Genomic DNA, 13,234 nt, shown 5'->3' on the forward strand with positions numbered 1-13,234 from the left:
TACCGTGGAGGCGAGGAGCTCAAGCTCGGATCGACGGAAGGAGGACCGATGTCGGTACCTCCCACCAGGTCGACGCTCGCAAGCCGTCCGCCTCGTTCGGACGCGCAGCGCAACAGGGACCGCATCATCGACGTCGCACTGCTCCAACTGGAAGCGGACCCCGACGTAGCACTCCGCACGATTGCGAAGAAGGCCGGCGTCGGGCAGGGCACCCTCTACCGCCACTTTCCCGACCGTGACGCGCTGTTGTGGGCGGCCTACGACCGCGAGGTGCAGCGCCTCGTGGACGCCGCGGCCGAGCTGCTTGACCGTCTGGCGCCCTTGCCCGCCCTTCGGGAGTGGATGCGCCGACTGGGAGCGTTCGCGGTCGCGAACACGAACCTCGGGCTCGCGATGCACCGGTCCATCGCTACCGGCGACGACCCGGCCCCCCTTGGCTACACACGGTGCGCCGATGCCGTGTCCACCCTCCTCGGGGCCAACCAGCGGGCAGGCACGATCCGACCCGACCTCACCCGCGACGACCTCCTGCTCGCTCTAGCCGGCATCTGGCAGTTGAACGACCCCGAGCCAGCGGCCCGCGAAGCGCGTGCCGAGCGACTCATCGACATCGTGATGGCCGGCGTCACCACCGAAAAGCACGACGCCGTCTGAAAGAGCTGCCCGAACCGCGACTCCTGTGCGCGTCCAGGATGTCGGGGAGCTGGTCGATCCACCGGATCACCACCCGCACCTGCTCGGCCAGCACCCGGCCGGCAGCCAGCGCGTCCCGGGTGGCCCGATGGGCGTCGAGGTCACGACCCAACTGCCCGCGGCGTACGCCGCCGACCGGGTCGCCTTCGTCTGGTCGGCGAGCCAGTTCGCCGCGGACGAGGCACCGACCTCCTGGCCGACGTGCAGGTCCTCGGCGTACACCGCGACCCGGGCCTTGAGCTCGACCAGCCGCGCCTCGGCACGCTGCAGCGCGACCAGGGTCTGGCCGGTCTCGACCGGGTCCATCGACCACACCGACGCATCGGCCACGGCGTCGAGCTCGGCGTGCACGTGCTCGGTCGCGACACCGACCCGGTGCCGGGGAGTCGCGATCGCCGTCATGGATCCAGCACAGCACTCGGCACCGACACTCGAGCGCCGAGAATCCCCTTGTCCACAAGGGTTCTGGTCACGATCAGGTCACGATCACCGACCGATCTCCACAGGCACCGGGATGGTGGTTCCGAGGCTCGTCGCCGGCGCTAATCTCACCTCAACAACCGCGCCCGCTGCTAGCCCGTCATCCGCTCCAGCCGCGTGCGCAGCAGCCCCCGCCGGTGGGCGTTGCCGGGCAGGTCGACGTACTGGTCGCCGAACGCGGCGAGCAGCGCGTCGTCGAGCCGGCGGACCGCTCCGGGCGGGTAGCGGTAGTCCATCTTCGCGACCAGCGCGCCGCCGTCGACGCGGCCCAGGACGTCGCCGAGCTCGGCGAGCGTGGTGAGGCCGAGCTCGGGCAGCAGGCCCCCGATCCACTCGTAGTGGTCGGGGCGGGACCATTCGGCGTCGGCGTACTGCCCGGCGAGGTACGCCGCCAGCTCGCGCGGCGAGATGCCGTCCGTGGCCGGCTCGTCGACGGAGGCGCCGCGGAGGCGCTCGCGGATCGTGGTGAACTCCTGGTCGGCGAGCTCGAGCAGGCCGGCCGCGAGCGTGAAGCGGCGGTCGAAGTCGCGGGCGTGCTCGGCCGGGACGTTGCCCTTGTAGCGGATGTCGTGCTCGAACTCGGCCCACGCGTGCTGGAGCACGGTCCGGACCTGGACCTGCGCGACGGTGCCGTCCTCGCGGGAGACCAGCAGGTGCCGGCTGGCGTAGCCGAACCGGCCCTCGCTCGCGGTCTCCTGGCCGAGGTCGCGGTCGTCGAGCACGCTCAGCTGTGCTCCCAGGACGTCGGCGACCGCGGTGACGTCGCTGCGCACGTAGGTGATCACGCGGACGCCGACCTGGTCGGTGATCTCGCGCAGCGGGTCGGCGTACGCCGGCACGCCGTCGTCCGTGCGCGCCGCCTTGGTCGCGAACGACTCGACGCTCTTGGCCCGCCCGGTGACGCTCAGGTAGTTGATGCCGGCCTCGTCCAGGACCAACGTCACCAGCGCGACGTACTCGTCGGCCACCACGGCGAGGCGGGGCTGGCGTCGCGCGTACTCCTCGATCGCCTTCCGGATCGCGGCGTGGGCGTCGTCCAGCGTGGGCGTGACGATGTAGCCGCGCTCGAAGTCGCCGTACGTCGTGACCCGCTCCGGCCAGCGCTCGGCGAACAACGCGACGTACGCGCAGACGACCGCGTCGACCTGGTCCTCGGCACGGCCGAGCTCGCTCTTCCGGGTCGCGGCCTCGACGTCGGCGCGCAGCGCCTGCCAGGTGCGGCCGGTGGGAACGATCCGCTCGAGGTGGTCCATGAGCTGCAGCAGCTCGCCGCGCATGGAGTCGATCGTCCGGCCGCGCTTGTCCTTGTACTTGAAGGTCTTCCGCAGCCCGAACAGCACCACGGTCGCGGGGTGCGGGTAGACCTCGATCGCGCGCCGCTCCCGGCCCGACCGCGGGTCCATGTCGAGGCGGAGCAGCCGGCAGATGCGCGCGCCGCGGGTGCCGTTCGCGAACTCGGGCTTGCCGGTGTTCGACGGGTGCGTGCCGGCCTCGAAGCTCCGGAAGTCGCGGTTGAGCTCCTGCTCGGCGATCCGGGAGCCGGTGGGGTTCGTGACGACCAGGGGTGCGTCGATGCCGACCCGGCACGGGCCGTCGACGTACGGCGCCAGCGCGTCGCGGATCTCCTCGTCGGTGTGCACGCTGGAGAGGTGCACCAGCCGGCCGTCGGCGTCGAGGACGGCGAGGCCGGTCCGCTGCCGCTCGCCCCAGGCGAGGTCGATCCCGACGAAGTGCACGGGGTCAGACTGCCCTATCGGGGCCGGCCCTACCGGCGCTGGCCGATCGACGGCGCCACGAACCGCTCGACCATCCGGCGCTCCTCGGCCCCGTCGCGGCCGGGCACGATCAGCAGCGAGACGATCACCCGCACCAGCCAGCGCGCCGCGTCGGGATCGCCGGCGGCGCCGAGACCGAGGGCGCCGACCACCTCGCTGGACTGCGCGAGCTCGGCCGTCGTGCCGGCGTCGGCCGCGCCGAACCAGGCCAGCAGCTCCGGTCGGGCGCGGACGTGGCCGACCGCGGCCAGCACCGCATCTGCGAGGTCCGTCTCACCGGCGAGCAACGCGCCGATCCGGCGGGCCTCCCGGTGCACGAACGCGAGGTGCAGCGCGTGCCGGTCCGAGAAGTAGCGGTAGAGCGTCGCGCGCGAGCAGCCGGCGGCGCGGGCGACCTCGCCCATGCCGACGACGTTCACGCCGTGCTCGGCGAACAGGCCCGCGGCGGCATCGAGGATCCGCTCCGGGCTCATGCCGCCGCCCGGAACGGCACGGTCGTGGGCCGCCGCACGTACGGACCGGGGGCCCACGCGACGCCGTCGAGGTCGACGGTGAAGTCCGGGCAGCTGGCCAGGAGCTCCTCGAGCGCGACCCGCGCCTGCAGCCGGGCGGCGGCGGCGCCGAGGCAGTGGTGGCTGCCCTGGCTGAACGTCAGGAGCTGGCCGGGCCGGCGACGGACGTCGAGGTCGTCGGCGTCGGGTCCGTAGCGACGTGGGTCGCGGTTCGCGGCGGCGTACAGCAGCAGGACGCGGCGACCCGCGCGGATGGTGCGGCCGTGCAGCTCGACGTCGCGGGTCGTCGTCCGCGCCAGGCCCTGGACGGGCGAGGTCAGCCGGAGCAGCTCCTCGACGGCGTCCTTGACCAGGGCGGGCTCCTGGAGGAGTACCCGGCGCTGGTCGCGGTCCTGCTCCAGCAGCTGGACCGCACCGCCCAGCATGCCGGTCGTCGTGTCGTTGCCGCCGGTCACGACGGTGAAGACGTAGGCGAGGATCGAGAGCACGCCGCGGTCGTCGTCGCCGACGCCGGCCGCGACGAGGTGCGAGACCGTGTCGTCGCCGGGCTGGGCCCGGCGCCGCTCGATGAGCTCGGCGAAGTAGCCCGTCATCTCGGTGAGCGCCTCGGCGGCGCCGGTGATCGCTCCGGCCGAGCTCGCCGAGACGATCGCGTGCGTCCAGTCGTCGAAGCGCTCGCGGCCGTCGTCGGGCACGCCGAGGTAGTGGGCGACCACCATGCTCGGCAGCGGCTTGAAGAGCGTCTCCACGATGTCGCCGCCGCCCTCGTCGCGCAGCCGCTCGAGCCGCTCGACGACGAACGCGCGCACCAGCGGCTCCAAGGTGCTGACCTGGCGGGGCGTGAAGCCGCGCGCCACCAGCTTGCGGAACGCGGTGTGGTCCGGCGGGTCCAGCATCACCAGGGGCCGGTTGTCGGCGAGGCCGATCGTCTCGAGCTCGTCGTACTCGACGGTGAGGCCCTCGGCGGAGGAGTACGTCGCGGTGTCGACCGCCGCCGCGAGCACGTCCTCGTGCCGGGACAGCACCCAGTAGTCACGGCCGCCGGGTCGCTCGACGTGGTGGGCGGGGTCTCGGTCGCGCAGGCCGGCGTACATCGGCCACGGGTTCGCCCAGGTCTCTTGCGTGGCGGGTCGGTACATGCCGGCCACCATGAGACAGATCGCCCGATTTGTCCAGTCGCCGCGAGGTGTCAGACGCCGGCGCGCTGGAGGGCGGCGCGCGCGCTGAGGGCGGCCGCGATGGCGCGGTCCGGCCGGCCGTCGGGGCGGTGGGGGCGGGGCTGGTTCGTGGTTCGCTTCTGCACGCTGCTCAGGAGCTCGGGCCCGTGCTGCTGATACGCCGGTCTGGACCGCGCCCGCCACTCGTCAGGCCAGCGCCGCCCACTCCCGCGCGACCGCCGCACCGAGACGGGCGTTGTGGCGGACCAGGGCGATGTTGGCGGTGAGCGAGGCGCCGCCGGTGATCTCGACGATCCGGCCGAGGAGGTACGGCGTGGCGTCCTTGCCGTGGATGCCGAGCCGGTCCAGGTCGGCGAGCGCCTGATCGATGATGACACCGATCTCGTCGGCCGGGATCTCGTCCTCGGCGGGGATCGGGTTGGCGACGACGAGGCCGCCCTCGAGCCCGAGCCGCCACTTCGCGGCCATCACCGCGGCGATCTCGGCGGCGGTGTCGACCCTGTTCGGCGCGGCGTACCCGCTCGACCGGGAGTAGAACGACGGGAACTCGTCGCTGCCGACCGCGAGCACCGGGACGCCGAGCGTCTCCAGGGTCTCCAGGGTGAGGCCGATGTCGAGGATCGACTTCACGCCCGCAGACACGACCGCGACCGAGGTCCGGCCCAGCTCGGTGAGGTCAGCCGAGACGTCGAAGGTCTGCTGCGCGCCGCGGTGCACGCCGCCGAGGCCTCCGGTCACGAACACCCGGATGCCGGCCAGCGCCGCGAGCCGCATCGTCGCGGCGACGGTCGTGGCGCCGTGGGCGCGCCGCGCCATCACCAGCGGCAGGTCGCGCACGCTGACCTTGGTGACGTCGCCGTGGCTGGCGAGCAGCTCGAGGTCCTCGGCCGACAGCCCGATCCGCGGCACGCCGTCCAGCACCGCGGTCGTCGCCGGCACGGCCCCGTGCTCGCGGATGATGCCCTCGACCTCGGTCGCCATCGCGACGTTCTGCGGGTACGGCATGCCGTGGCTGATGATCGTGCTCTCCAGCGCGACGACCGGCGTACCGTCCCCCAGCGCGTCGGCCACCTCCTCGGTGACGGTCAGCATCGGGTGGGTCACAGCAGGCTCCTGACGAGTCGGTCGGTGAGGTCGGGGCGGACGGTGTGCGGGCTCGCGACGGTGAGCGCGGCCGCGGCGTGGCCGTACGCCGCCGCCTCGGCCGGCTCGCTCCTGGAGAGCAGCGCGTGGCAGAACGCCGCGAGCATCGCGTCGCCGGCGCCGGTGACGTCGGCGACCTCGGCGGGCACGGCGGCCAGCGCGGTCGCGCCGTCGCGCGTGCTCAGCAGGGAGCCGGCCGCGCCCAGCCGCACCCAGACCAGCTCAACTCCGCGGTCGTGCAGCGCGGCGGCGGCCTTCGCCACCTGGCGGGCGGTGCGGGTCGGCAACCCGGTGAGGGCGGCGAGCTCGTCGCGGTTGGGGGTGATCGCGTACACCGGGTGCTCGGTGCACACCAACGGGGCCAGCGCGGTCGCCTTGGGGACGCTGACCGGCTCGAGCACGACCCGGGTGCCGTGTCCGACAGCGAGGTCGAGCGCGAACCTCAGCGTCTCCGTGGCGAGGTTGCCGTCGAGCACCACCAGGCCGGCCGCGGCGACCAGGTCGCGCGCCGCGTTCACCTGGTCGGCCGCCAGCTCGTCGGTCGCGGCCATGTCCGACACCGCGACGACCAGCTCGCCGTCCGCGTCGAGGACCGCGGTGTAGGTGCCGGTGGGCCGCGCGGACCGGCGCACGTGCTCCACGTGCACGCCCGCGCCGGAGGTCGCGGCGAGCACCTGGTCGCCGAGGCGGTCCACGCCGATCGCCGCGACCAGGTGGGTGCGGGTGCCCAGCCGGGCGAGGTTCTCCGCGATGTTGCGGCCGACTCCACCGGCGGCCATCGACCCGGTGCCCGGGTTGCTCGTGGCCGGTACGGCGGCGCGGGTGCTGCGCGCCTTGACGTCCACGTTCGCGCCGCCGATCACCACGACCGACGGCTCCTCGCTGAGCACGTACCCGCGGCCGCGGATCACGCCCTTCTTGCCGAGGTTCGAGAGGTGCACGTTGACCGCGGCCCGCGTGGTGCCGAGCGCGGCCGCGATGGCGGCGGACCCGATCAGCGGGTCGCGGCGCAGCAGGGTCACGACCTCGCGCTCGCGGTCGGTCAGCGTCATGCTTGTCAGCATAAGGTCCCTTCATCACGACAAGGCCCCGCGCTACGGACCGACGCCGGTCGGCGACGGGGCTGGCGACGCGACGTGGCTCAGACGAGGACGTCCCGGCGCTGGAACCACCAGGCGCTCACCGCCAGCGGCGGCACGGCGAACAGGGTCGAGACGAGGAGCGCGTGCCACAGCGCGCCCGTGTCGACGGTGGTGCCCAGCACGCCCTCCCACGCCGTGAACTGGTCGGTGAGCAACCACCTCGTGATGGACTCGGGGACGTTCGGCAGGAACGCGATGATCTGGTTGGCGAAGCTGAACACCAGCATCCCGACGATGGCGGCCGCGCTGTTGCGCGACAACGTCGAGAACAGGAAGCCCCACGCGCTCACCGCGAGCAGCGGAGCGGCGTAGGCACCGAGGCAGATCGCCAGCCGGCCGAGCATCGAGCCCGCGCCGATCTCGTGGGCTCCGAGCGTGAAGCCGGTGGCACCCAGGGGCACCCCTCCCAGGGGGACCGGTTCCGCGCCGTTCGCGAGGACCCCGATCACCGTGCCGCTCAGCCCGAAGCAGACCAGCAGCACCAGGACGTACGTCGCGGTGGCCAGCATCTTGGCCCGAAGCAGCTGCCACCGGCTGGTCGAGCGCGCCAGCACCGTCTTGAGCGTCTGGTTGGAGTCCTCGGCCGCCACGATGTCACCGGCGACGAGGGCGCACAGCAGCGGTACCAGGACCAGCGAGGAGAAGAACAGCGCGATGAGCGGAAGGACCAGGCCGGAGCTGTTGTAGGCCAGCGAGATGTAGACGTCCGGGTCGACCGGCCCGCCCGGCTCCGGCGCCTTCGGAGGGTTGATCGCGAGGCCGATCGCGAAGGCGGCCGGGATCAGCGTCGCCGCCACCCAGCCCAGGTAGGTGCGGCGCTGGGCGAGGAGCTTGCGCATCTCCCAGGCGTAGGTCCTCACCGCTCGACCCCCTCGGTGAGGTCGAAGAACAGCTCCTCGAGCGACGGCGCGGCCGGCAGCATCGCGAGCAACCCGATCCCCGCCCGCCCCAGCGCCACCGTGAGCCGGGCGGCGTCGCCGGGACCGTCGACGGTCACCAGGATCTCGGCGGCTCCCGCCGTCGGCTCGGCCCGGACGCCCGGCACCTCCCCGGCGACTGCCAGGGCCCCGACCACGTCGGTCACCCGCAGCAGGTGGTCGGGGCCGTGCTGGCGCGCACGCAGCTCCTCGAGCGTGCCGGAGAAGCGGATCCGTCCGCGGGCCACGATCGCCAGTCGGGAGCACAGTTGCTCGACCTCGTTCATCAGGTGGCTCGACAGCAGGACGGTCAGGCCCTCGTCGGCGAGCGTGGCCACCAGGCGGCGCATGTCGCGCATGCCGCCGGGGTCGAGCCCGTTCGTGGGCTCGTCGAGCAGCATCAGCCGCGGCTCGCGCAGCAACGCCGCCGCCAGGCCGAGCCGCTGCCGCATCCCCTGCGAGTAGGTGCCGACCTTGTCGTCACCGCGCCCGTCGAGCTCGACGATCTCGAGCACCGGCTCCACGCGGTCGTGGTGCCGGCCGCCGTCCATGTCGGCCAGCAGGTGCAGGTTCCGACGACCCGACAGGTAGGCGTAGAACGCGGGGTTCTCGACGAACCCCGCCACACCGTCGAGGGCCGCGACGCCGACGGCGGCCGGGTCCTGACCGAACAGCTCGACGCTGCCGGAGGTCGGACGGACCAGGCCCAGGAGCATCCGCAACGAGGTGGTCTTGCCAGCTCCGTTGGGGCCGAGGTAGCCGAACACTCCGCCCGCCGGGACCTCGAGGTCGATCCCGTCGACGGCGGCGATCCGGCCGAACTCCTTGCGCAGCCCCAGCATCCGGACGGCGGGGGCAGAGGACGGCACCGATCCATCCTGCCTCCCGCAACCTGACGACGACCTGATCCCGGGTCCGGGTGCTCGGCGCTCAGGCCCAGCGGCCGCGCACGCCGTACCGCTCGAAGCCGAGCGACGCGTAGAGGTCGCCGGCCGGGTTGTCGAGGTTGACGCTCAGCCAGGCCTCGCCGACCAGCCCCGCGAGCGCGCGCACCACGAGGTGCGCGCCCAGGCCGCGGCCGCGCCAGGCCGGGACGACCCCGACCTGGTCGACCCAGCAGCCGAGCACGTTCACGAACCCGACCGGCTCGCCGTGCTCGCCGAGCGCCACCGCGGAGACGTCGCGGCGCCACTCGGGGTCCCCGTCGAGCTCCTCGAGCCACTCCTCCTCGGTCGGGTCGGGGAAGCCGGGGCGATCGCTGAAGGACGCGGCGTACGCCGCGAACAGGTCCGCGCGGCTCGCGTCCGCGACCGGCACCAGCGTCACGCCCTCCGGCGCGGCCACGTCGGGCACCGACCCGAGCGGGTGCCGCATCACCTGCTCCGCGAAGAACCGCTCCAGGCCGAACCGCGCGTAGAGCCGCTCGGCCGAGGGATTCACGTTCTCGCACGTCACCGTCAGCGGTACGCCGCCGGCGCGCTCGAGCGCCCAGCCGAGCAGCTCGCGCCCGTGCCCCTGCCCCCGGTGCGCGGGGTGCACCAGGCCCGAGGTCGAGGCGCCGTCCCCACGGACCGTCACGGCCGCGGCGGCCACCAGGCTCCCGTCCGGGGTACGGATCTCGCGGGTCTCGCCCGAGTGCAGCCGGGCCCGCAGGATGTGCTCCTCGGTCAGCAGCGGGAGGCCGCCGTCGGCGTCGAGACAGGCCTGGGCGAGGGCGCGGAGCTCAGTCACCGGCCGAGACCAGCAGGTCCCGCGTGATCTCGTCAACCGACTTCACGCCCGCCAGGGCCATGGTCAGGTCCAGCTCGGCCTGGAGGTGCTGCAGCACCGCACGGACGCCGTCCGCGCCGGCGAGCGCGAGGCCGTAGACCCACGGCCGGCCCACGAGCACGGCCCGCGCGCCGAGGGCGATCGCGACGAAGGCGTCCGCGCCGCTGCGCACCCCACTGTCGAACAGCACCGGCACCCGACCGTCGACCGCGTCGACGACCCCGGGCAGCGCGTCCAGGGACGCGATCGCGTTGTCGACCTGGCGGCCGCCGTGGTTGGAGACCACGATGCCGTCGACGCCGTGCTCGATCGCCAGCCGCGCGTCGTCGGGGTGCTGGACGCCCTTGAGGTAGATCGGCATCGAGGTGCGCTCGCGCAGGTAGGCGAGGTCCTGCCACGTGAGCGTGGACCGGGAGAACACGTCGAGGAACGTCTCGACCGCGGCCCGGGGCACCGGCGAGCGCAGGTTGTCGAGCATCTTCCCCGGATAGTGCCGGGCGATGCTGAGCAGCGACCTCACCGCGGCGACCGTCGGCCGGGGCGTGGGATCGCCGGACGGGTTCTGCGCGCGAGCCTCGGCGAGGGCGCGGAACGCCGGGTCGCTGGTGTACTGCGCGATGCCCTCGGCGCGCGCGAACGGCAGGTACCCGAGGTCGAGGTCGCGGGTCCGCCAGCCGAGCAGGTGCGTGTCGAGCGTGACCACCAGGGCGTCGCTGCCGATCGCCTCCGCCCGGCGTACGAAGGAGTCCACGACGGTGTCGTCGTTGCTCCAGTAGAGCTGGTAGAGCCGCGGGCTGTCGCCGAGGGCGCGGGCGGTCTCCTCCATCGGCACCGAGCCCTGGGTGGAGATCACCATCGGCAGGCCGAGGTCGCGGGCGGCCTCGGCGACCGCGTGCTCGGCGTCCGGGTGCGCCATCTCGAGGACGCCGATCGGCGCGAGCAGCAGCGGCGCCGGCAGGGTGCGGCCGAGCAGCTCGACGGACAGGTCACGCTCGCCGACGTCGACGAGCATCCGCGGCACGATGCGGTGCCGCGCGAACGCGTCGGTGTTGGCCTGCACGGTGCGGTGCTGGCCGGCCCCCCCGGCGACGTACGCCCACGCCTCAGGGCTCATCCGGCGCTCGGCGGCGGCCGCGAGGGCCACCGGCTCGACCGGCACCACCGGCTTGTGACCGAAGACGCCGGCCCGGTAGATGTCGCCCTGGATCTCTCGACCGATGCTCACCACGGGAAACAGTGTGCCGTCGAGGCCCGGTTGCCCGCAGAATGGGCCGGTGCCGACGACCAGCCAGTGGCTCGCCTTCGTGGTGGCGAGCGCCCTCTTCATCCAGGTGCCCGGGCCGAGCCTGCTGTTCACGATCGGCCGCGCCCTCACGGTCGGCCGCCGCGACGCGCTGCTCTCGGTGGTCGGCAACGCGATCGGCGTCACGACCCAGGTCATGTTCGTCGCGGTCGGCCTGGGTGCCGTCGTCGCGGCCAGCACCGAGGCGTACGTCGTGCTGAAGGTCTGCGGCGCGGTGTACGTGATCTGGCTCGGGATCCAGGCGATCCGGCACCGCGCGGACGCCCGGGCGGCGCTGGACGCCGTCGACACGTCCGTGGTGGTGCGGGCCGCCGCGCTGCGCTCACTCCGGGTCGGCTTCACCGTCGGCCTGACGAACCCGAAGACGATCGTGTTCTTCGTGGCCTTCCTGCCGCAGTTCGTCAACGAGGCGGCCGGCCACACCGGCCTCCAGCTCGCCCTGCTCGGCGTGATCTTCGGCGTGATGGCGGCGTGCTCGGACTCGGCCTGGGCGCTGGCCGCCTCGCGCGCCCGGGACTGGTTCGCCCGGCGTCCGGCGCGCCTCGACAAGCTCGGCGTCGCCGGCGGCGTGATGATGATCGGCCTCGGCGCCACGCTCGCGGCCACGGAGTAGCGACGCGCCGGCGGGTTTCTCCGGTCAGCCGGAGAAACCCGACGGACACGCCGAGGCGGCCCGGCGTGTCCGTCGGGTTTCCGCGGACAAGTTCCTCGTCAGCGCAGCTCGCGGGCCTGGTCGTACGCCAGCAGCGCCACCCCCAGCGACAGCCGGGAGGCCGGGTCGTCCAGCGGGTGTCCGACCAGCTCCTCGAGCCGGCGCAGTGCGGGGTAGAGCGAGGTGCGGTTGCGGTGCGCGACCCGCGCGAGCTCGGTCTTGTTGCCGCCGACGGCGAGGAACTGGCGCAGCAGGTCGACCAGCCCGCCGCCGTGCCGGGCCTCGTGCTCGAGCAGCGCACCGAGCTCGGCCTCGGCGAACTCCTGCAGCCGGGCGTCCTCGCGGAGCGACATCAGCAGGCCGGGCAGCCGGATGTCGGCCTGCCGCACGCACCCGGACACGCCCGGCAGGGTCGCCGCGACGTCGGCCACCGCCCGCGCCGAGCGCAGCGAGGCCGCCGCCGCGAGCACCCCGGACACCGGGTGACCGGCGGCCAGCACCGCGTCGGGCTCCAGTGCGGTGAGCCCGCGGGCGATGCCGTCGAGGTCCGCACCGGCCGGGACCAGCAGCCCCACGTGCACCGCGTCGAGCACGCCCACCAGGCCCGGTATCCCGCCCAGGGCGGACACCAGCCGGTCCACCGGTCCCTCGGAGCGCAGCCGCGCCACCGCGCCGACGAACGTCCCCGACCCGGGTACGCCGAGGCCTCGCAGCCGGGCCGCGGCCACGGCCTCGGTGCCGAGCCGGTCGTCGAGGAGGTCCAGCAGGAAGCCGCCGTGCACACGCAGCTGCAGCGAGGTCTCGTCGCGCTCGATCATCCGGCCGAGCTCGAGCGCCTGAGCCGCCCGCTCGGCTACCAGCCGGACCCGGGCCTCGTCGCGCGGCGCGGTCACGACCAGCCGTCCCCACGCCCCGCCCTGGATCCCGACGGGCGTGGTCAGCCACCGCTCGGGCCCGCCCACGCCCGTCGTCCGGAGGTACGGCGTCAGCCGGGACCGCCGCTCCCAGTCGGTGAGCAGCCGGTCGACCGGCTCGGCCCGCGCGGCCGGCACCAGCACCCGCCGCGAGAGATCCTCCAGCACCACCGAGCTCCCGGCGAGGTCCGCGGCCGCCTCGACCAGCCGCGCCATCGGCGCGCGGGCCAGGCCGAGCTCGGTGAACGTCGCGTGCACGTCACCGGCGAACCGCACCTCCTCGAACTGCTCGGCCACGATCGCCCGGTGCACCGCCTCGGTCACGTCCACGAACCGCACCGGCCGGTTGAGCACCACCACCGGGAACCCGGCCGCCCGGGCCCGTCGCAGCGCCGGCTCCGGCACCGAGGGGTACGCCGCGCCGAGCTCGACCACCAGTCCGGCGGCGCCGACCCCGACGAGCTGCCGGACGACGTCGTCGGCCGCGTCCGCCGACGCAGCCATCCCGAGACCGGTCGTCAGGACGAGCTCGTCGCCGGACAGCAGGCCGCCGATGTCGTGCAGCTCGGACACGTGCACCCAGCGCAGTGCCGCGTCCAGCCCCGCCTCACCGCTGAGCACGACCGGGTCGCCGGCCGACAGCGCGGGGAGGGCGAGCGCCTCGCGGACGGTGACCGGCATGCGACACAGTGTCGCATCCGTCGTACGACGAAGGACAGATCGTCCCTCGCCCGTCCGGCGGTGGGTCGCCAGCA

At 73.8% G+C, this 13,234-nt stretch carries 13 protein-coding genes; 2 read left to right on the top strand and 11 right to left on the bottom strand.

What is annotated here, in order from left to right; translation table 11 throughout:
- Positions 1–48: 48 nt before the first annotated feature.
- The gene (locus ACVW2K_RS03635) at positions 49–654 is read left to right on the top strand and encodes a TetR/AcrR family transcriptional regulator (protein ID WP_457201573.1); all 606 of its coding nucleotides are present in this window, start codon (positions 49–51) and stop codon (positions 652–654) included.
- Between the two features lie 66 nt (positions 655–720).
- Here ACVW2K_RS03635 and ACVW2K_RS03640 read toward each other — a convergent pair whose 3' ends face one another.
- From ACVW2K_RS03640 to ACVW2K_RS03685, 10 genes are all read right to left on the bottom strand, one after another.
- Positions 721–1,095, bottom strand: a complete 375-nt coding sequence (locus tag ACVW2K_RS03640) for a hypothetical protein (protein WP_457201574.1) — start codon at positions 1,093–1,095, stop codon at positions 721–723.
- Positions 1,096–1,265: 170 nt separating this feature from the next.
- Positions 1,266–2,909, bottom strand: coding sequence for a DUF429 domain-containing protein (locus tag ACVW2K_RS03645; protein ID WP_457201575.1), 1,644 nt, complete (start codon positions 2,907–2,909; stop codon positions 1,266–1,268).
- Between the two features lie 29 nt (positions 2,910–2,938).
- The gene (locus ACVW2K_RS03650; RefSeq protein WP_457201576.1) at positions 2,939–3,421 is read right to left on the bottom strand and encodes a TetR/AcrR family transcriptional regulator; all 483 of its coding nucleotides are present in this window, start codon (positions 3,419–3,421) and stop codon (positions 2,939–2,941) included.
- A complete protein-coding gene (locus tag ACVW2K_RS03655; protein ID WP_457201577.1) occupies positions 3,418–4,599 on the bottom strand; it encodes a cytochrome P450 in 1,182 nt (393 codons plus the stop codon). The genes ACVW2K_RS03650 and ACVW2K_RS03655 overlap by 4 nt, the downstream gene beginning before the upstream one ends.
- A 225-nt stretch (positions 4,600–4,824) precedes the next feature.
- Complete coding sequence (locus ACVW2K_RS03660) at positions 4,825–5,742, bottom strand: pseudouridine-5'-phosphate glycosidase (protein ID WP_457201578.1); 918 nt, start codon at positions 5,740–5,742, stop codon at positions 4,825–4,827.
- On the bottom strand, positions 5,739–6,833 hold the full coding sequence (locus ACVW2K_RS03665) for a carbohydrate kinase (protein WP_457201579.1): 1,095 nt from the start codon (positions 6,831–6,833) through the stop codon (positions 5,739–5,741). Before ACVW2K_RS03665 ends, ACVW2K_RS03660 begins: the two co-directional genes overlap by 4 nt.
- Positions 6,834–6,922: 89 nt before the next feature.
- On the bottom strand, positions 6,923–7,783 hold the full coding sequence (locus tag ACVW2K_RS03670; RefSeq protein WP_457201580.1) for an ABC transporter permease: 861 nt from the start codon (positions 7,781–7,783) through the stop codon (positions 6,923–6,925).
- Positions 7,780–8,709, bottom strand: a complete 930-nt coding sequence (locus ACVW2K_RS03675; protein WP_457201581.1) for an ABC transporter ATP-binding protein — start codon at positions 8,707–8,709, stop codon at positions 7,780–7,782. Before ACVW2K_RS03675 ends, ACVW2K_RS03670 begins: the two co-directional genes overlap by 4 nt.
- Before the next feature lie 61 nt (positions 8,710–8,770).
- Positions 8,771–9,571, bottom strand: a complete 801-nt coding sequence (locus tag ACVW2K_RS03680; RefSeq protein ID WP_457201582.1) for a GNAT family N-acetyltransferase — start codon at positions 9,569–9,571, stop codon at positions 8,771–8,773.
- Complete coding sequence (locus ACVW2K_RS03685) at positions 9,564–10,835, bottom strand: lactate 2-monooxygenase (RefSeq protein WP_457201583.1); 1,272 nt, start codon at positions 10,833–10,835, stop codon at positions 9,564–9,566. The genes ACVW2K_RS03680 and ACVW2K_RS03685 overlap by 8 nt, the downstream gene beginning before the upstream one ends.
- A gap of 49 nt (positions 10,836–10,884) precedes the next feature.
- Between ACVW2K_RS03685 and ACVW2K_RS03690 the strand changes: the two genes are divergently transcribed.
- Positions 10,885–11,526, top strand: coding sequence for a LysE family translocator (locus tag ACVW2K_RS03690; protein ID WP_457201584.1), 642 nt, complete (start codon positions 10,885–10,887; stop codon positions 11,524–11,526).
- Between the two features lie 98 nt (positions 11,527–11,624).
- Here the strand turns inward: ACVW2K_RS03690 and ACVW2K_RS03695 are convergent, their stop codons facing one another.
- Positions 11,625–13,160: a PucR family transcriptional regulator gene (locus tag ACVW2K_RS03695; RefSeq protein ID WP_457201585.1), complete on the bottom strand. Its 1,536-nt coding sequence runs from the start codon at positions 13,158–13,160 to the stop codon at positions 11,625–11,627.
- Positions 13,161–13,234: the final 74 nt, after the last annotated feature.

It is taken from the genome of Nocardioides sp. HB32, from assembly GCF_054058995.1.

Bases quoted from the DNA above. Each gene is read 5' to 3' on its own strand.
- ACVW2K_RS03635 (WP_457201573.1), top strand. From the start codon at position 49: ATGTCGGTACCTCCCACCAGGTCGACGCTCGCAAGCCGTCCGCCTCGT.
- ACVW2K_RS03640 (WP_457201574.1), bottom strand. From the start codon at position 1,095: ATGACGGCGATCGCGACTCCCCGGCACCGGGTCGGTGTCGCGACCGAG.
- ACVW2K_RS03650 (WP_457201576.1), bottom strand. From the start codon at position 3,421: ATGAGCCCGGAGCGGATCCTCGATGCCGCCGCGGGCCTGTTCGCCGAG.
- ACVW2K_RS03655 (WP_457201577.1), bottom strand. From the start codon at position 4,599: ATGTACCGACCCGCCACGCAAGAGACCTGGGCGAACCCGTGGCCGATG.
- ACVW2K_RS03665 (WP_457201579.1), bottom strand. From the start codon at position 6,833: ATGACGCTGACCGACCGCGAGCGCGAGGTCGTGACCCTGCTGCGCCGC.
- ACVW2K_RS03695 (WP_457201585.1), bottom strand. From the start codon at position 13,160: ATGCCGGTCACCGTCCGCGAGGCGCTCGCCCTCCCCGCGCTGTCGGCC.